This is a genomic window from Hydrogenophaga sp. FW305-3-2-15-A-LB1 (assembly GCF_058787875.1).
On sequence record NZ_JBYTAE010000050.1, the window covers coordinates 25,077 to 44,098 of the forward strand.

Below are 19,022 nucleotides of genomic sequence, written 5' to 3' on the forward strand. Positions count from 1 at the left end.
TCAGCCCCGCGTCAGCCCGGGGTCAGTGCTCCGTAAGTGCCAGGTCCTACGCTCCATGTCACCCGAAATCAACCCGAGAGACATGCATGGACGAGAGTCTGGTTCAACAGATCGCGAGCAACCCCGCCTACCTTCAACTCAAGGCCAAACGATCGCGCTTCGGCTGGTGGCTGACGCTGGCGATGATGGTCGTGTACTACGGCTTCATCCTGCTGGTGGCCTTTGACAAGGCCTTGCTGTCGCGGCTCACGGGCGATGGCGTCATGACCGTCGGCATCCCGCTGGGCTTTGGCGTCATCGTCTTCACGATCGTCATCACGGCGGTCTACGTCAAGCGCGCCAACACCGAGTTCGACGAACTCTCCGCGGCCGTGGCCAAGGCGGTGCGGAAATGAGGCGCGTGCTCACCCTGCTGGCCCTGGCCAGCGTGTCCGTCGCGGCCTGGGCCGCCGGCGCCGACCTCGGCCAGGCCGACAAACAGGCCACCAACTGGACCGCCATCGGCATGTTCGGCCTCTTCGTGCTGGGCACGCTGTACATCACCAAATGGGCGGCCGCCAAGACCCGCTCCGCGTCCGACTTCTACACCGCCGGCGGCTGCATCACGGGCTTCCAGAACGGCCTGGCCATCGCGGGCGACTACATGTCGGCGGCTTCGTTCCTCGGCATCTCCGCGGCGGTGATGGCCTCGGGCTTCGACGGCCTGATCTACTCCATCGGCTTCCTGGTGGGCTGGCCCGTCATCACCTTCCTGATGGCAGAGCGCCTGCGCAACCTGGGCAAGTTCACCTTCGCCGACGTGGCCGCGTTCCGCTTCCAGCAGGCGCCCATCCGCATCTTCGCGGCCTCGGGCACGCTGGTGGTGGTCGCGTTCTACCTGATCGCGCAAATGGTGGGTGCGGGGCAACTGATCAAGCTGCTGTTCGGCCTGGAGTACTGGATCGCCGTGGTGATCGTGGGCGCGCTGATGATGGTCTACGTGCTCTTCGGCGGCATGACCGCCACCACCTGGGTGCAGATCATCAAGGCCTGCCTGCTGCTCGGCGGCGCGTCCTTCATGGCCTTCATGGTGCTGCTGCACTTCGGCTTCAGCCCCGAAGCCATGTTCGCCGGTGCGGTGAAGATCAAGACCGAACTCGCGCTCAAGGACGGCAAGGTGGCCGAGGCCGCGGCCTCCATCGGGCAGTCCATCATGGGCCCGGGCAACTTCGTCAAGGACCCGATTTCGGCCATCAGCTTCGGCATGGCGCTGATGTTCGGCACCGCCGGCCTGCCCCACATCCTGATGCGTTTCTTCACCGTGCCCAGCGCCAAGGAAGCGCGCAAGTCCGTGATGTGGGCCACCGGCTGGATCGGCTACTTCTACCTGCTGACCTTCATCATCGGCTTCGGCGCCATCACCTTCGTGCTGACCAACCCGCAGTTCCTCGATGCCAAGGGCGGCCTGCTCGGCGGCAACAACATGGCCGCTGTGCACCTGGCCAGCGCCGTGGGCGGCAACGTGTTCCTGGGCTTCATCTCGGCCGTGGCCTTCGCCACCATCCTGGCCGTGGTGGCCGGCCTCACGCTCTCGGGCGCCTCGGCCGTGTCGCACGACCTCTATGCCACCGTGCTGAAGAAAGGCAAGGCCGACTCGGCCGCCGAGCTGCGGGTGTCCAAGATCACCACGCTCTGCCTGGGCGTTGTCGCGGTGGTGCTGGGCATCGCCTTCGAAAAGCAGAACATCGCCTTCATGGTCTCGCTGGCTTTCGCCATCGCGGCCTCGGCCAACTTCCCCGTGCTCTTCATGAGCGTGCTGTGGAAAGACTGCACCACCAAGGGCGCGGTCATCGGCGGTTTCCTGGGTCTGGTGTCCTCGGTGGCCCTCACCGTGGTCTCGCCCTCGGTGTGGGAAGCCACGCTGGGCAACCCCAAGGGTTCGGCGCTGTTCCCCTACACCTCGCCGGCGCTGTTCTCGATGGCGATCGGTTTCATCGGCATCTGGCTGTTCTCGGTGCTGGACAAGAGCCAGCGCGCGCGGGTGGACCGCGCCGGTTTCCTGGCCCAGCAGGTGCGCTCGGAGACGGGCATCGGCGCTGCGGCGGCCGCCGCGCATTGAGGGGCAGAAGCCAGGCCGAGGCGCCGCCTCGGCTCTGGCTTCGTCGCATCAGGCCGCGACGGCCTCGGCCGGTGCCACCACCGGCTGGCGGATCAGGTGGTCGAAGGCGCTGAGCGCGGCCTTCGAACCCTCACCGGCGGCAATCACGATCTGCTTGTACGGCACCGTCGTGCAGTCACCCGCCGCGAACACGCCGGGCACGTTGGTGTGGCCCTTGGCGTCCACCACGATCTCGCCGAAGCGGCTCAGCTCCACCGTGCCCTTGAGGAACTCGGTGTTGGGCACCAGGCCGATCTGCACGAACACGCCTTCGAGTTCGACGTGCTTCACGTCGCCGCTCGCGCGGTCCTTGTAGCTCAGGCCATTCACCTTGCCGTCGGCGCCGGTGATCTCGGTCGTCTGCGCATTCACGTGGATGTCCACGTTGCGCAGACTCTTGAGCTTGCTCACCAGCACGGCGTCGGCCTTGAGCGCATCGGCGAACTCGATCAGCGTCACGTGCTGCACGATGCCGGCCAGGTCGATCGCGGCCTCGACACCCGAGTTGCCGCCACCGATCACCGCCACGCGCTTGCCCTTGAACAGCGGACCGTCGCAGTGCGGGCAGTAAGCCACACCCTTGTTGCGGTACTCGGCCTCGCCGGGCACGTTGACATTGCGCCAGCGCGCGCCGGTGGACAGGATCACGCTGCGCGCGCTCAGCACCGCGCCATTGGCCATCTGCACCTGCACCAGGCCGTTGGGCTCGCTCGCCGGGATCAGCTTGTCGGCGCGCTGCAGGTTCATGATGTCCACGTCGTAGTGGCGCACCTGCGCTTCGAGCGCGGCGGCGAACTTCGGGCCGTCGGTTTCGAGCACGCTGATGTAGTTCTCGATCGCCATCGTGTCATTGACCTGGCCGCCGAAACGCTCGGCCGCCACGCCCACGCGGATGCCCTTGCGGGCGGCGTACACCGCCGCCGCGGCACCAGCCGGGCCGCCGCCGACGATCAGCACGTCGAACGGGTCCTTGGCGTTGAGCTTCGCGGCTTCGCGCGCATCGGCGTTCACGTCCAGCTTGCCGACGATCTCTTCCACCGTCATGCGACCCGAACCGAACACCTGGCCGTTGAGGAACACGATGGGTACGGCCATGATCTCGCGCGCCGTCACCTCGTCCTGGAAGGCACCGCCTTCGATGACCGTGGTCTTGATCTTCGGGTTCCGGATCGCCATCAGGCTCAGTGCCTGCACCACGTCCGGGCAGTTGTGGCAGGTCAGGGACATGTAGACCTCGAAATTGAAGTCACCGTCCAGCGCCTGGATCTGTTCGAGCACGTCCTGCTCGACCTTGGGCGGGTGGCCGCCGGTCCACAGCAGGGCCAGCACCAGCGAGGTGAACTCGTGGCCCAGCGGCAGTCCGGCGAAGCGCAGCGAAGTGTCGCTGCCCGCGCGCTGCAGGGTGAACGAAGGCCGGCGCGCATCCTGGCCGTCGGTCTTCAGGGTGATCTTGTCGCTGCGCAGCGCCTGGATGGTCTGCAGCAGATCAAGCATTTCCCGGGAGCTCTCAGAGTCGCTCAAGGAGGCGACGATCTCGAAAGGTTGTGTCACGCGCTCGAGGTAAGCGCCGAGTTGAGCCTTGAGGGTGTCGTCCAACATGTTGTATTTCCTTTATCTAAGCGACTTTGAGAACCGGCCTCCTCAGGGATTGAAAGGCGGCCAGGGGTCCACCCGGCGGGCCTTCTGGGCCCGCGGGTTCTTCGACGTGCAACCGGAGAGGCTGGGCCTCATCGCGGATGGAACGGAGGATCAGATCTTGCCGACCAGGTCCAGCGAAGGAGCGATGGTCTTGGCGCCTTCGTTCCACTTGGCCGGGCACACTTCGCCGGGGTGGGCGGCGGTGTACTGGGCGGCCTTGAGCTTGCGCAGCGTTTCCTTCACGTCACGGGCGATCTCGTTGGAGTGGATCTCGGCGGTCTTGATCGTGCCTTCGGGGTTGATGATGAAGGTGCCGCGCAGCGCCAGGCCTTCTTCAGGGATGTGCACGCCGAAAGCGTTGGTCAGCACGTGGGTCGGGTCGCCCACCAGCGGGAACTTGGCCTTGCCCACGGCGGGCGAGGTTTCGTGCCACACCTTGTGCGAGAAGTGCGTGTCGGTCGTGACGATGTAGACCTCGGCACCGGCCTTCTGGAATTCGGCGTAGTTCTCGGCCGCGTCTTCCACTTCGGTGGGGCAGTTGAAGGTGAAGGCAGCGGGCATGAAGATCAGCACCGACCACTTGCCCTTCAGCGTCTCGTCGCTGACGTCGATGAACTTGCCGTTCAGAAAGGCCGTGGTCTTGAAAGGCTGGACGGTGGTATTGATCAGGGACATGGTTTTCCTTGGGTTGGGGTTGAGAAAGAGGCGGCGATCAGAAAGGGTTTTCCGTATCGCCATGGGGTGAATGATAGCAAATAACTACCAATCTTCGGGATTGATAGTGTTTATCCACCCGATAGCTTTTCTTGTTGCTGTGCAGCAACTCGCCCGATGAGGGCCGTTCGTGTTTACCACATTCCGGCGACAGCAGCGTTTTGGCGAGATTTCAGAGGGCAAACCGCGTTCCCGCCGGAAGCTTTACGGCAGGCACCGAACGAGCTATCACAAAAAAATTATCAAAAACTTAACAAGAATGGTTTTCATTTGTAATAATAAGAAAAGTAGCCAGCCAGCCCCTCCCCAGCCCCCGTCCCTTGTGTGATGCGCGCGATACCGAGTGGATGCATGCCAGCCAACTCCATCAACGCATGCATACGTAAGGATTTTCGATGTCGAGAGCATCCACCCCGTCGGCTGGCCAGCGCGGCGTTTCGTCGGGCTACCGCTTCCCCTTGCAAGCCACCGCCGTGGCCTGCAGCCTGTACGCGCTGAGCCTGGGCGCGGCCCACGCCCAGCAAGCCGAGGGCTCGCTGTCCGAAGTCGTGGTGTCCGCCTCTGGCGTCGAACAGAAGATTGCCGATGCGCCCGCCAGCATTTCGGTGGTGACGCGCGAAGAGCTCGCGAAGCGCCCCTACACCACCCTGCTGGATGCCGTGCGCGACATCGAGGGCGTGGACGTGGGCGAGACCACGGACAAAACCGGTCAGGGCACCATCAGCATCCGGGGCATGGGCGCCGACTACACGCTGATCCTGATCGACGGCAAGCGCCAGAACAACAACGGCGACCTGTACCCCAACTCCTTCGGCGGCAACCAGTTCAACCACATCCCGCCGATCGAGACGATCGAGCGCATCGAAGTCATCCGCGGCCCCATGTCCACGCTGTACGGCGCGGACGCGCTGGGCGGCGTGATCAACATCATCACGCGCAAGATCCCCGACCAATGGACCGGCTCGGTCACGCAGTCCTTCACCGTGCAGGGCAACAGCGACTTCGGTGACGACAAGACCACCGACTTCAACCTCATGGGCCCGATCAAGCCCGGCGTGCTCGGCTTCCAGCTGCGCGGCAGCCTGTACGACCGGGACGCATCACGCCCCGAGTACGCGGACGTGGTGTATCCCAACGGCGCCGTGCGCCCGCGCGCCCTGGGCTTCGGCGGCGGCGGCAAGACGGTGGACAACAAGAACCAGAGCCTGGGCATGCGCCTGGCGCTCACGCCCAGCGCCCGCCACGAATTCCTGTTCGACGTCGACACTTCACGCCAGACCTACAACAACCGCCCCGAAGCCGACGGCAGCTTCCCTCTGGGCACGGTGGACAGCATCGCCACGATCTGGCGCTCGAACAACGCCACGTTCGCAGCACCCCAGGTGGGCTACCTGCCTGAACAGAAGTTCACGCGCGACCAGTGGTCGCTGACGCACAAGGGCAAGTGGGACATCGGCAACAGCGAGATCTCGCTGTCCTACGTGGACACGGCCAACAAGGGCCGCACCCTGCCCTTCTCCCCCGAGGAGCGGGCGCGCCTGCAGGCCCTGTGGGCCGCGGTGCCCGGCGCCAACGCCACGGCCAAGCTCAACAACATGACGCCCGCGCAACGCGCCACGCTGGAGTCCTTCCTGCCGCGCCCCGCGCGCGTGATGGAGACCCGCCAGTACACGCTGGACGGCAAGCTCGACATCCCGCTGGGCAACCACCTCGTCGTGGTGGGCGGCCAGTACATCGACGGCGAAATGGAGGACGGCACCTTCGGCATGTTCGGCAACAACCCGCAGCCGGGCACCGTGCAGAAGCACGAGATGACCTCGGTGTTCGCCGAAGGCAACTGGCAGCTGCGCCCCGGCTTCACGCTCACCACGGGCCTGCGCCACGACAACCACAACATCTTCGGCGGACAGACCAGCCCGCGCGTGTACGGTGTCTGGGAGGCCAATCCTTCGTGGACCTTCAAGGGTGGCGTGAGCACGGGCTACAAGACGCCCAAGACCAGCCAGCTGTTCCCAGGCATCACCGGCTTCGGTGGCCAGGGCACCTCGCCCTTCGTGGGCAATCCGGATCTGAAGCCCGAGACCAGCGTCAACGGCGAACTCGCGGCCTACTTCAACAGCACGAACGGCCACAGCTTCAACGCCACGGTGTTCCAGAACCGCTTCAAGGACAAGATCGACAGCGGCGGCCCGACCATCGCCAACTGCGAAGGCGCGGCGCCTGGCGTGCCCTGTGCCGACGTCGGACTGGGCTGGCGCGACCTGGGCTTCGCTTCCTTCAGCCAGACGCAGAACATCAGCCGCGCGGAACTCAAGGGCCTGGAGCTGGCCGGCCGCTACCGCCTCTCGCCGACGTGGATGGTGCGCGCCAACTACACCTACACCGACTCGGAACAGAAGACCGGTGCAGCCATCGGCCGCCCCCTGTCGGAAAGCGCCAAGCACATGGCCAACGCTGCCCTCTCGTGGTCGGCCACGCCTTCGCTGGAACTGTTCCTGAACCTGGAGGCGGTGTCCGACCGCTACCGCGGCTGGGACGCGCCGACCAACAGCGCGATGTACTACAAGGCCTACAACATGCTGCACCTCGGTGGCAGCTACCGCATCAGCAAGAACGTGACGCTCAACGCCCGCATCAACAACCTGCTGGACCACGACTTCACGAGCTACAGCACCAGCTTCACGAGCTGCACCAGCGGCAACACCTGCGTGGGGGGCCAGCAGCCGGTCTTCCGCGACGACTACAACGTCAAGGCCAAGGCTCGCAATTTCTGGATCAGCCTGAACGCGCGGTTCTGACGCGCTTTTCCTCAATCGCTGACCCGTTCAGCGACCCCGCGCCACGGCCTCAGGGCCCTGGCGCCTTTCGTCGTTCCTGACGCCAATTCACAACAAAATGGAAAAATTGTGAATAGGAATGATTTTTATTTGTGATAATCCCGGCCGAAGCCAGCCAAAGCCCCCGACGACCTGCCGTGCCCTTGCACCGTGCCGGTGTGATGTGGACGCCTGCCAGCCAACACACCATCGCACCCGCACCGCAAGGACTCACCCATGGCCCATATCCGCAGCCGCAAGCACAGCAAACCCGTCCACCTCCTGGCCCTCCTGGCCGCCTCCGTTCCTGCCGCCGGCATGGCGCAGCAGACCACCACCCTGCCCACGGTGACCGTCAAGGAAGCCCCCGAGGTGCCGTACAAGGCCGACAAATCGGCCAACGAGAAGATGACGGCCCCGCTGGTGGACACGCCCAAGACCATCCAGATCATCAAGAAGGAAGTGCTGGAAGAGCAAGGCGCGGTCACGCTGATGGAAGCCCTGCGCAACACCCCCGGCATCACCATGCAGATGGGTGAGAACGGCAACACCTCGGCCGGCGACACCTTCCAGCTGCGCGGCTTCTCGCTGCAGCAGAACACCTTCGTCGACGGCATCCGCGACCTCGGCGCCGTCACGCGCGACACCTTCAACCTGGAACAGGTGGAGATCGTCAAGGGCGCCGCCGGTGCAGAAACCGGCCGTGGCGCTGCGTCGGGCTTCATCAACCTGATCTCCAAGCAGGCCCATCTGGGTGACGAAAGCAGCGCCTCCGGCACGGTCGGCACCGCCAGCCGCAAGCGCGCCACCGTCGATCTGAACAAGCAACTGAGCGAAACCTCCGCCTTCCGCCTGAACGCCATGGTGCAGGACAGTGGCGTGGATGGCCGCGACTATGTGGAGAACAAGGGTTATGGCGTGGGCCTGTCCTACGTCACCGGCCTGGGCACGCCCACCCGCCTGCACCTCTTCAGCCAGCACCTGCGCCAGAAGAACGTGCCGGACGGCGGCATTCCCGCCATCGGCTACGAAGGATTCACCTCGCCGCTGGGCGCCAAGGTGCGCCGCGAGAACTTCTATGGCAGCCCCAACGACCAGGAAAAGGTCGATGCCGACATGATCACGGCCAAGATCGAGCACGACCTGGGCCAAGGCACGACGATCCGCAACATCACGCGTTTCGGCAAGACCCACATGGACCGCACGCTGACCGGCATCATTGGCATCACCGCCACGAACACCGCCGCCACCGCTGTGAACCCGGCCGTGGTGGCCGCCAACCCGGCCACCTGGCTGGTGGCCCGCTCACGCCAGCGCGTCGATCAGGAAAACACCATCCTCGCCAACCAGACCAGCGTGAACACCGAGTTCAAGGCGGGCGGCATGGAGCACTCCCTGGCAGCCGGTGTCGAGTTGCTGCATGAAAAGCAGAACTCCTTCGACCATGGCACCGCCGTGGGCACGACGCCATCAGCCAACCTGTACAACCCGAACCCGTTCCAGACCATGGCCAACTTCGGCGGGCGCACGGGAGGCGAAACGGGCGGCACCACCAACACCATCAGCGCCTATGCGTTTGACAACGCCAAGCTCAACGAGCGTTGGTCGATCAACGGTGGTCTGCGTGTGGACGTCTACAAGCTGAGCACCGACAACGTCACCTCAGGGGGCGTTCGCACCTTGTTGGACGATTCGCGCAGCCTCGTGAGCTGGAGCGTCGGCAGCGTCTACAAGCCGGCGGAAAACGGCAGCGTCTACGCCTCGTACGCCACCTCGGCCACCCCGCCCGGTACCAGCAACTTCCAGTTGAGCAACGCCGCAGGCAACCAGGCCAATTCGACGCTGGATCCGCAAAAGACCGACACGATCGAACTGGGCACGAAGTGGGAACTGCTGAACAAGCGCATGAACGTGGCCGCGGCCGTGTTCCGCACCGAGAACGATGGCCAGACGTCGCAAGACCCCATCACCGGCCAGGTGTTCCAGTACGGCAAAACGCGTGTGCAAGGTCTTGAGCTGTCGGCCGTGGGCCAGATCACCAACTTCTGGCAGATCACGGCCGGCCTGGCCAAGACCAGCACGAAGGCGCTCAGTCAGCGCTCGCGCAACGCCACCACCGGCGTGGTCACGGTCACCGACGGCGTGCGCTGGTCGCCCGACCTGACCGCCACCGTGTGGAGCTCGTACCAACTGGACAAGCTGACGCTGGGCCTGGGTGCTCGCTACACCTCCGAGCAAAAGCGCGTCGTCACCGTGGGCGGCACGGGCAACGTGCCCAACATCCCCTCGTCCTGGGTCGCCGACGCGATGGTCGCCTACCAACTCACCGACAAGGTCAGCCTGCGCCTGAACGTCTACAACCTGTTCGACAAGGAATACCTGATGGCCCTGAACAACGGTGGTGGCCGACTGGCGCTGGGCCTGCCCCGCTCCGCTGCGCTGACCGCCAACGTCAAGTTCTGATCCCGACCACCCGTCAGAACGCTACCATCGAAAAGGCCCGCCCCATGGCGGGCCTTTTCCCGTTTCAGGAACCCTGTCCATGCTGCTGCACATTCCCCAGGTCCTCACACCAGCCGAAGTGGCCGAGATCCGCCAGGTGCTCGACACCCAGGGCTGGGTGGACGGTCTGCGCTCCACCGGTCCGCAGGCGGCCAACGTCAAGCGCAACCTGCAGCTCGACACCGCGTCCCCCGTGTTCGCGCCGCTCTCGCAGCGCATCGCGCAGGCGCTGCAACGCCATCCGCTGTTCGTCTCGGCCGTGCTGCCAGCCACCATGCTGCCGCCGATGTTCAACCGCTACGAAGGCGGTGGGCACTATGGCAACCACATCGACAACACGATCCAGACCGACCGCTTCAGCGGCCAGAAGGTGCGCACCGACGTGTCCACCACCGTGTTCCTCAGTTCACCCGACGAGTACCAAGGCGGCGAGCTGATCGCCGAGGACAGCTTCGGCATGCACGAGATCAAGCTCGATGCGGGCGACGCGATCGTCTATCCGTCCACCAGCCTGCACCGCGTGGAGCCGGTGACCAGCGGCGTGCGCGTGGCCTCGTTCCTCTGGACGCAAAGTCTGGTGCGCGACGCGTGGCGGCGCTCGATGCTGTTCGATCTGGACATGACCATCCTCAAGCTGCGCAACCAGCTGGGCGACACCGCCGAGGTGGTGGCGCTGACCGGCCACTACCACAAGCTGTTGCAGCAATGGGCAGAGACTTGATCCCCCCGCGCCGGATGCGCCACCCGGTTCAATACACGTCGCGGCGGTAGCGACCGTCGGCGGTGAGCTGCTGCAGCGCCTCTTCGCCCAGGATGGTCTGCAGCGTGCCGTTGACTTCGCCGGCCATGCCTTCAAGGCTGCCGCACACGTACACCGCAGCGCCCTGCCCGACCCATTCCTTCACGTCCGCTGCGGCCTCGGCCAAGGCGTGTTGCACATAGCGCCGCTCGGCCTGGTCGCGCGAGAACACCCAGTCCACACGGCGGAGCCAGCCATCGCGCTGCCAGGCGTCGATCTCGTCGCGGTAGTGCGCGTCGCACGTCGCGTTGCGTTCGCCGAACAACAACCACATGGGCACCTGCCCCTTCCCCGCCGCAATACGCGCCCGCATGTGCCCGCGCAAACCCGCCAGGCCCGTGCCGTTGCCAATCAGGATCAACGGACGCTGAGCGTTGTCACCAATGCGAAAACCGCCATGCGAGCGCACGCGCAGCGTGACGGTGTCGCCGGTCTGCGCAGCTTGCGTCAGCCAGCCCGAGGCCAGGCCGGGGCTGCCGTCGGCGCGGCGCGTGCGGCGCACCAGCAGGTGCACGGCGCCGTCCTGCGGCACGGAAGCGATGGAGTAGTCGCGCGGTTCGCCCGGCGCGGTGGGCACCTCCACCTGCACCAGGTCGCCCGCCTGCCACTCGGGCAACGCCGCGCCGGCCTCAGCAGGCACCAGTTCCAGGTGATGCACCTCCTCGCCCGCGCTGCCGGGGTTGAGGTGCTGGCGCGCGCGCAGCCGCCAAGGCTGCAAGGCCGGTGCCTCCCAATCCGGCAGGTCGCTGGTGCCGGCCAGGTGCGCGAGGTGCTGGCGCCAGCGCTGCAGCGCGTCGGGATCGCTCTTGTCCACGTCGATGCGCTCGAACAGGGCCTGCGCGCCGCGGTCCATCAGCCACTGGTCCAGCTGGCGGCCGAAGCCGCAGAAGTGGGCGTAGGTCTTGTCGCCCAGCGCGAGCAGGCCCACGTGCAGGTGCGACAGCGTCACACCCGCGTTGGCCATCACCTGCCGGGCGAACAGCACGGCGCTGTCGGGCGGATCGCCCTCGCCGTAGGTGCTCGCGATGCAGAGCAGGCGATCGGCCTGCTGCAGGTCGGCCAGGCTGATCTGGCTCAGCGGCGCCAGGCGCACCGGCACGCCCGCCGTGTGCAAGGCCTGCGCGGTCTGCAAGGCCAGCTCTTCGGCCTGGCCGGTCTGGCTCGCGTACGCCACCCACCACGCGGGCACACCTGGCGTGGCCGGCAGCAGCGCATCCACCCGGCGCTGCGCGGCGCGCTGCCGGTTGCGGTGCTGCCAGGCGATGGCGCCGCACAGCAGGGCGTAGCACAGCAGCGTGGCCAGGGCGTAGAGCCATTTTTCGCTGGTCATCCGGCGAGTTCCTTCATCGCGGGTGTGAGGGTTTCGGTCAATCGGCCATCGGGCTCGCGCTGCACGAACAAGGCCGCGATGCCGTGCGCGGTGGCCAGGGCCAGGCCCTGCTCTCTTCCGAGCACGGTCAGCGCGGTGGACCAGGCATCGGCCCACAGGCATTCGGTGTGCAGCACGCTCACGGACGCCAGACCATTCGCCAGCGGCCGGCCGTTGCGCGGATCGATGGTGTGCGGCCAGCGCGCGCCATCGTGTGTGTACACGCGCCGGTAATCGCCCGAGGTGGCGACGCACAGCCCATGCAGGGCCACGCGTGTGGTGGGCAGCGGTGCCTGTCCAGGCGCGGTGGGCGGCGATTCGAGGTCCACCCACCAGGGTTGGCCACCCAGCCGCAAGCCCTGGCCCCGCAGCTCGCCCCCCACCTCCACCAGGCTGTGGGGCAAGCCCATGCCGCTCAACCGCCGCGACACCCGGTCCACCGCGTAACCCTTGGCGATCGCCGAGAAGTCCAGCCGCACGCCACCGGGCTGGTGAAGCTGGCGGCTGGCCGCTTGCCATTGCAGGGCGCGCCAGTCGTTGAGCGCCAGGGCGTGCTGCACCGCGCCCTCCGTGGGAGGGGTGAAGCCGGGGTCGGTGTAGCGCGGGCTGGGGCCGAAGCCCCAGAGGTTCACCAGCGCGCCCGCAGCAGGGTTGAACGCACCGCCGGAAATCTCGGCCAGCCACAGGGCCGCCGCCAGCACCTCGGCCATGGCCTCGGGCACGGTGTGCCACGTGCCGGCCGGGGCGCGGTTGAAGCGCTCCAGGTCGGCGCTCTCCAGCCAGGTGCTCATCTGGGCCACGACCAGATCCAGCTCGTCCTGAACGGCGACGCGCACCAGCTCGCTGGGCGAGGCACCGGCCGCCACCCACCGCACCTGCCAGGTCGTGCCCATGGTCTGGCCGTCCAGGCAGTGTGCCTGGGCACCCAGCATGGGCATCGAAGCATCCAGCTCCAGGGGCACCAGCACACGGTTCATGTTGCGTGGGTCAGAAAACCAAAAAACAACCCCAGCCATCTGCATGGTCTGGGGCATGCCGGCTTGCGCCGGGGCATCAACGGGGCAGGACTTCCAGCGTCAGGCTGTAGCCCGAGCGGCGGACCGGCTCGGCCAGCGTGCCTGCCGGGCCCGTGGGCGCGGGACGCGGTGCGTCGGCGGCAGGGGCTGCGCCCGCGGCGGCAGGCGCAGCGGGGCCACCGGCGCCAGGACCGCCAGCGCCGCCGGGACCGCCCATGCCAGGCGCGCGCGGCGGCGCGATGTTCACCCAGTACATGCCGGCCGCTGGCCACTTGACCTTGATCTCGCCCTTGTCGTCGGTCGTGGTGCGGATTTCACCCAGCTCGCTGCGGTAGCGCAGGCCGGCCAGGATGACGGTGGCCGCGTAACCGGCCGCGGGCTTGCCGTTGTCGATGAAACGGAAGGTGGCGGTGTCGCCTTCCACCAGATCGTTCGGGTGCGTCACCGGCACCAACTCGATGCCGCGGCCCGTGGGCTTGAGGGCTTCGGTGGTGGGCTTGCCGGAGGTCACGAAGGTCTCCACGCGGTTCTGCGACTGGCTCACGCGCAGGTCTTCCGCATTGGCAGGGATTTCCTTGGCCAGCGACTCGGCGGTGCCGCGCAGGCGCTTGCTCTCGGTGCCCACCTTGAAGCTGGCGATGAGGGCGTCGTTCACCAGCGCGAGGCGGTAGGTGCCGGGTTTGTCGAGCTTCACGTCGAACATGCTGCGGTAGCGGCCCTTGGCCTGGTTCTCGGCCTGCACTGGCTGGCCATCGGGACCGATCACCACGAGGTTGTCCAGGCCGGCGGCGTTGTGCTCGTAATAGAAGATGTCGTTGGAGACGGCGGCATCGACCGACACCCAGGGCAGCTGGCCCGAGTAGATGGTGCCCGAGGGCAGCAGCCAGGAGCGGTGCGCATGCACGGCGGCCGGCAGGGCCAGCACGGCCGCGGCGGCCAGGGTGAGAACGCGGGCGCGAACGGTGGTGGTTTTCATGAGGGTCTCCAGTCGGGGTCAGGGTTTGACGGTGACGCTGATCGCGCCGAGTTCGTGTTCGCCACGCGCTTGTGTGGTGGTGGCGGCCTTGGGGGGCCACACGAAGGGCACCTTCACCACTTCGCGGCCACCCACTTCGCGCGCGGCTTCGAGCACGAGGCTGTATTCACCCGGGGCCAGCTTGCCCAGCGCGGTGCTGTCGGCGAACTGCACCGACTGCTCGCCGGGCGCGCGCGTGGCGCCACTGATGCCGTCCACCGGCATCGTGAGCTCGCGGCCGCTCTTGCGCCACCAGGCGCGCATGTCCTTGAGCCACTTGGTGCCCTCGTTGTTGCGCATCTTGATGTCGTACCAGACCGCGAGGTTGCCCGCGAAGGACTGGTCGTTCTTCTCGATCCAGATCGCCACGTAGGGGCGGTGGTACTCCGCCACGGTCAAGCGCGGAATCTCGACTTTGAGCGCCATGTCGGCGGCCAGGGCGGGGAAGGCAAACCCAGCCGCGGAAATGGCGGTGGCGTATCGGATCAACATGGGAACGCAGCTCCTTCGGCAATCAATGGATGAACAGGATCACGAGCAACAAGGGAATCACCAGGCCCGCGCCGACCATGGGCCAGGTCGTGGGGCGGCTTGTCGCGTGGAACTTGAGGATGAACAGGCCGGTGATGCAGAACACCAGGCAGGCCACCGAGAAGATGTCGAGAAACCACTTCCAGGCCAGGCCGGTGTGGCGGCCCTTGTGCAGGTCGTTCAGGTAGGAGATCCAGCCTCGGTCGGTGCGCTCGTACTCCACGCTGCCCGACTCGCGCTCGATGCGCAGCCAGGCATCGCCACCGGGGCGCGGCAGCGAAAGGTAGATCTCTTCGGGCGACCACTCGGCGGTGGTGCCGGGCAGGGGCACGTCCAGCGCCTCGGCCAGCCAGCGGTGCACCTCGGGCGGCAGCACCGCGTTGTCAGGCTCGTCGTCCTTGGGTGCGAGCGCCGTCTGCAGTTCGGCGGGCAATTGCACCAGCTTCTGCTGCACCTGGGGAGCGGCCGCGATGTCGGCCGCGTGGTTGAGGGTGATGCCCGTGAAGGCGAACAGCAGCATGCCGATCAGGCACAGCGCCGAACTGATCCAGTGCCACTGGTGCAGGGTCTTGAGCCAGTAGGCACGGTTGGACGCCGCTTGGGCGGCTGGGGGGTTCTTCACGGGAGTAGAGACAACGCAGAAACGGATCGGAAGCCAACGGAAGGCGGGACATCGCGAGGGCGGAAACCGCCTGCGCTCATCAGCCTGAGAATTATAACTATTCTCATTTAGAAAAGCCCTCGGAGCCCCGCAAAAAGTTGCTGTCCTGCTTCTGTTTTTCAGGAAATCGGCGGCGGCGGACCGGCCCAGTCACCGCCCAGGGCCTTGTACATGTCCAGCGCGGCGGTCAGGCGCGAGAGGCTTTGCGTGGCCAGGGCGTCCAGGGCGGCGAACAGGGTGCGCTGCGCGTCCAGCACCGAGAGCAGATCGCCACTGCCCTCGCGATACCGCAGCTCGGCCAGCTGCAGCGAGCGGCGCGCCTGCGCCACCACCTCGCGCTGCAGCGCTTCCTGGCGCTCGCTGCGCGCCACGTTGCCCAGGCCGTCGTCCACCTCCTTGAGCGCGGTGCGGATGGCCTTGCCGTAGTTCTCGATCAGCACCACGCGCTGGGACTCGGTGCTGCGGATCTGCAGGCGCTGGCGCCCGCCATCGAAGATCGATTGCGCCAGCGAAATGCCCAGCGACACGCTGCGCGTGGGGTCGGCCAGGCTGATCAGGGCCGAGGTGCCCAGGCTGCCCGACGCCGACAGCGACAGGCTCGGCAGCAGCGCCTTGCGCGCGACTTCCACGTTGGCATCGGACGCGGCCAGCTGCGCTTCCGCGGACGCCAGATCGGGGCGGCGCGTGAGCAGCGAGGACGGCAGGCCCGGCGACAGCGCGGGCACACGCAGCTGCGTGAATTCACCCGCTTCAGGCGCGTAGCCTTGCGGCACGCGTCCCAGCAACAGCGCGAGCGCGGTGGCGGTCTGGCGCTGCTGCAATTCGATGGGCAACAAGGCCGTGCGCTGCGACAGCACCGTCGTGCGCTGTTGCGACACTTCCAGCGCCGTGGCCACGCCGTTGCGCTGGCGCGCTTCCACGATCGCCAGCACGCGCTCGGCGATGGCCAGGTTCTCGCGCGCGATGCGCAGGCGCTCGGCGGTGTTGAGCCACAGGAAATAGTTGTTGGCCACGGCCGTGAGCAGCGTCAGGCGCGCGGTCTTCCAGTCGTACTGGCTGGCCTGGAACGAGGCCTCGCCCGCGCGCACGCCGGCCGCGATGCGGCCCCAGAGATCAACCTCGTAGCTGACGGACAGCCCGGCACTGCTCGACTCGCGGGAGGTAGACGCGGTGCCCGGCGCGTCGGTCCGGCCGGCCGTGCTGCCCAGGCTGCCGTTGACCGACGGCAGGCGCGAGACGCCCGCCTGCTGCAGGGCGATGTCGGCCTGGCGCATGCGTTCGATCGCGATGCGCAGGTCCGGGCTGCCGGCCTGCGCCTCTTCGATCAGGCGCTCCAGCGGCTGCGAGCCGAAGGACTGCCACCAGGCGGTGGTCAGCTGCGGCGCGTCGGTCGCGGGCAGCGCGGGCGCGAAGGCGGCGGGCATCTCGACCACCGGCCCACGCGCCGGCTCGGTGCTGGCACAGGCCTGCAAGGCCAGCACGGCGGCCAGGAGCAGCGGTTTGGCCAAGGGGAACATTGACGGTTTCATCACGGTGTTCATTCGGAAGACAGGGCCACGACGGGGTCGAGCCGCGCGGCCTTGCGCGCGGGCAGGTAGCCAAAGATCAGGCCGGTGGCGAAGGCGCAGCCGAACGCCAGCACGACCGGGGTGACGGAGAACTGCACCGCCGTGCCGGTGGCACCGATCACGAAGGCCACGCCCAGGCCGATGACGACGCCGATCAGGCCGCCCAGCGCGGAGACCACCAGCGCCTCGATCAGGAACTGCTGGAGGATGTTGCGCATGCGCGCGCCCGTGGCCATGCGGATGCCGATTTCGCGGGTGCGCTCGGTCACGCTCACCAGCATGATGTTCATGACCCCGATGCCACCGACCAGCAGCGAGATCGCCGCGATCGAGCCCAGCAGGATGGTCATGGTGTTCTGCGTCTCGGTCGCGGTGTCGATGATCGACGCCATGTTGCGGATCTGGAAGTCGATCACGCCATGGCGCTCGGCCAGCAGGGATTCCACCGCCGACTGGGTTTCGTCGATGCGGCTCACGTCGGACACCGCCACCGTCACGTTGCGCAGGAAGCGCTGACCCGACAGGCGCAACTGGCTGGTGGCGTAGGGCACCAGCACCACGTCGTCCTGGTCCTGCCCGTTGGGCGAGGCGCCGCGCGTGCTCATCACGCCCACCACCTGGAAGATCAGGTTGTTCACCAGCACGAACTTGCCCAGCGGCTCCTCGCCACCAGGGAACAGGGCCTTGGCCACGGTCTGGCCCAGCACCGCCACGGTGGCGTATTCCTGCTCGTCCTCGTCCGTGAAGAAGGTGCCGCGCTGCACCTTCCACTGGCGCGCGAGCGGGAACTTGGATGAGGTGCCCAGGATGCTGCTCGAATAGTCGGACTCGCCATAGCGCAAGGTCGCGTTGCTGCTCTGCTCGGGCACGGCCGCCAGCACGTTGGGCACTTCCTTGTCGATCGCGTTCACGTCGGCGAGCACCAGCGTCGCGGTGTTGGAGAAGCCCCGCTGGTTGGGCGCGCCCGGGCGCACCAGCAACAGGTTGGAGCCCATGGCGCTGATGCGGTCGATCACCACCTGCTTGGCGCCGTCACCGATGGCCAGCATGGCGATCACCGAGGCCACGCCGATCACGATGCCCAGCAGCGTGAGGATGGCGCGGAACACGTTGGCGCGCAGGGCGCGCAGCGCGGTCTTGGCGGCCTCGACCACATCGCTCAGGTGCGAGATGCGGCCGGCGCGCGCCGTCCAGTTCTGCGCCGCCAGCGCGGCCTGGCCTTCGGGCGGGCGTGGGCCCGGGTCGGCCAGGATGTGGCCGTCCTTGATCTCGATCACGCGCTGCGCGTGTTGCGCGACCTCGGCGGCGTGGGTGATGAGGATCACCGTGTGCCCCTGCGCCGCCAGCTCCTTGAGCAGGACCATCACGTCGGCGCCGCTCTTGCTGTCCAGCGCGCCGGTGGGTTCGTCGGCGAGGATCACGCGGCCGCCGTTCATCAAGGCGCGGGCGATCGACACGCGCTGCTGCTGGCCACCCGAGAGCTGGTTCGGCCGGTGGTGCATGCGCTCGCCCAGGCCCAGCGAGCCGAGCAATTCGCTGGCACGCTGATGGCGCTCGGCCGGGGGGATGCCCGCGTAGACGGCGGGCACCTCGACGTTGTCCGCCGCGGTGCCGGTGGCGATGAGGTTGTAGCTCTGGAACACGAAGCCGAAGGCATCGCGGCGCAGCTCGGCGAGCTCGTCGCGCTCCAGTTCGGAGACATCGCGGCCCATGAAGAGGTAGCGGCCGGTGGTGGGCTTGTCAAGGCAGCCCAGGATGTTCATCAGGGTGGACTTGCCCGAACCGGACGCGCCCATGATGGCCACCAGCTCACCGGGGTAGATCTGCAGGTCGATGCCGTGCAGCACCTCGACCGACAGGTCACCGTTGTGGTAGGTCTTGGTGATGCCGCTCAGGTCGATCAGCGGCACGCCCGCGCTCTGCGGCGCGGCGCGCAGCGCCTCGGCCTCATGCGACTGCGGCAGCTGGCTCATCGGCGCGCCCCACCGGCGGCGCCACCCGGCATGCCACCAGGACCACCCATGCCCTGCGGCTGCCCCAGGCCCGTGCCCTGTGTCGGGTTGGCAGGACGGCGCTCGGGTTCGCGCACGCCGGCGATCACGCGGTCGCCTTCCTTCAGGCCCGACAGCACCTCGGCATGCACCCGGTTGCTGATGCCGATGGTGACGTCACGCTCTTCGATCGTGCCGTCCTCGGCCATGACCTTGACCTTGGCCTGGCGGGGGCCGCGCACCGACTGGTGGCCCAGCGCGGTGA

The 19,022-nt window shown here is 67.0% G+C and carries 15 protein-coding genes; 5 read left to right on the top strand and 10 right to left on the bottom strand.

All coding sequences use genetic code 11. The features are described 5' to 3' along the window. The first annotated feature begins 86 nt into the window (after window positions 1–86). Window positions 87–395, top strand: a complete 309-nt coding sequence (locus tag AC3WPZ_RS16255; protein ID WP_444686838.1) for a DUF485 domain-containing protein — start codon at window positions 87–89, stop codon at window positions 393–395. Continuing rightward, window positions 392–2,098, top strand: a complete 1,707-nt coding sequence (locus AC3WPZ_RS16260; protein ID WP_444686839.1) for a cation acetate symporter — start codon at window positions 392–394, stop codon at window positions 2,096–2,098. Before AC3WPZ_RS16255 ends, AC3WPZ_RS16260 begins: the two co-directional genes overlap by 4 nt. A gap of 48 nt (window positions 2,099–2,146) precedes the next feature. Here the strand turns inward: AC3WPZ_RS16260 and ahpF are convergent, their stop codons facing one another. Then, window positions 2,147–3,736 (bottom strand): alkyl hydroperoxide reductase subunit F, encoded by a 1,590-nt coding sequence (gene ahpF, locus AC3WPZ_RS16265; RefSeq protein WP_382320416.1) that lies wholly within the window; start codon window positions 3,734–3,736, stop codon window positions 2,147–2,149. Window positions 3,737–3,886: 150 nt separating this feature from the next. Then, a complete protein-coding gene (ahpC, locus tag AC3WPZ_RS16270) occupies window positions 3,887–4,450 on the bottom strand; it encodes an alkyl hydroperoxide reductase subunit C (protein ID WP_291111412.1) in 564 nt (187 codons plus the stop codon). 434 nt (window positions 4,451–4,884) lie between these two features. On the opposite strand from ahpC, the gene AC3WPZ_RS16275 reads away from it, so the two are divergent. From AC3WPZ_RS16275 to AC3WPZ_RS16285, 3 genes are all read left to right on the top strand, one after another. After that, complete coding sequence (locus tag AC3WPZ_RS16275) at window positions 4,885–7,287, top strand: TonB-dependent receptor domain-containing protein (protein ID WP_444686840.1); 2,403 nt, start codon at window positions 4,885–4,887, stop codon at window positions 7,285–7,287. A gap of 255 nt (window positions 7,288–7,542) precedes the next feature. Next, on the top strand, window positions 7,543–9,768 hold the full coding sequence (locus AC3WPZ_RS16280; protein WP_444686841.1) for a catecholate siderophore receptor Fiu: 2,226 nt from the start codon (window positions 7,543–7,545) through the stop codon (window positions 9,766–9,768). A 79-nt stretch (window positions 9,769–9,847) separates the two neighbouring features. Further along, entirely contained in the window at window positions 9,848–10,528 is a 681-nt protein-coding gene (locus tag AC3WPZ_RS16285; protein ID WP_444686842.1) for a Fe2+-dependent dioxygenase, read from the top strand. Between the two features lie 28 nt (window positions 10,529–10,556). Here the strand turns inward: AC3WPZ_RS16285 and AC3WPZ_RS16290 are convergent, their stop codons facing one another. The 8 genes from AC3WPZ_RS16290 to AC3WPZ_RS16325 all read right to left on the bottom strand — a co-directional run. After that, the gene (locus AC3WPZ_RS16290) at window positions 10,557–11,936 is read right to left on the bottom strand and encodes a sulfite reductase subunit alpha (protein ID WP_444686843.1); all 1,380 of its coding nucleotides are present in this window, start codon (window positions 11,934–11,936) and stop codon (window positions 10,557–10,559) included. After that, window positions 11,933–12,952, bottom strand: coding sequence for an FAD:protein FMN transferase (locus AC3WPZ_RS16295; RefSeq protein WP_444686844.1), 1,020 nt, complete (start codon window positions 12,950–12,952; stop codon window positions 11,933–11,935). The genes AC3WPZ_RS16290 and AC3WPZ_RS16295 overlap by 4 nt, the downstream gene beginning before the upstream one ends. 76 nt (window positions 12,953–13,028) lie before the next feature. Further along, a complete protein-coding gene (locus AC3WPZ_RS16300; RefSeq protein WP_382156934.1) occupies window positions 13,029–13,967 on the bottom strand; it encodes a DUF4198 domain-containing protein in 939 nt (312 codons plus the stop codon). Between the two features lie 18 nt (window positions 13,968–13,985). Further along, on the bottom strand, window positions 13,986–14,498 hold the full coding sequence (locus AC3WPZ_RS16305; protein ID WP_291118744.1) for a DUF2271 domain-containing protein: 513 nt from the start codon (window positions 14,496–14,498) through the stop codon (window positions 13,986–13,988). Window positions 14,499–14,520: 22 nt separating this feature from the next. After that, window positions 14,521–15,159 carry a PepSY-associated TM helix domain-containing protein gene (locus tag AC3WPZ_RS16310; RefSeq protein WP_382320426.1) on the bottom strand — a complete coding sequence of 213 codons (639 nt, stop codon included), beginning with the start codon at window positions 15,157–15,159 and terminating at the stop codon, window positions 14,521–14,523. A 158-nt stretch (window positions 15,160–15,317) separates the two neighbouring features. After that, entirely contained in the window at window positions 15,318–16,727 is a 1,410-nt protein-coding gene (locus tag AC3WPZ_RS16315; RefSeq protein ID WP_444687488.1) for an efflux transporter outer membrane subunit, read from the bottom strand. An 8-nt stretch (window positions 16,728–16,735) separates the two neighbouring features. After that, the gene (locus tag AC3WPZ_RS16320) at window positions 16,736–18,739 is read right to left on the bottom strand and encodes a MacB family efflux pump subunit (RefSeq protein WP_444686845.1); all 2,004 of its coding nucleotides are present in this window, start codon (window positions 18,737–18,739) and stop codon (window positions 16,736–16,738) included. Beyond that, a partial coding sequence (locus AC3WPZ_RS16325) for a permuted SH3 domain-containing protein (RefSeq protein ID WP_492440552.1) occupies window positions 18,736–19,022 on the bottom strand: 287 nt, incomplete at its 5' end. The genes AC3WPZ_RS16325 and AC3WPZ_RS16320, both read right to left, overlap by 4 nt.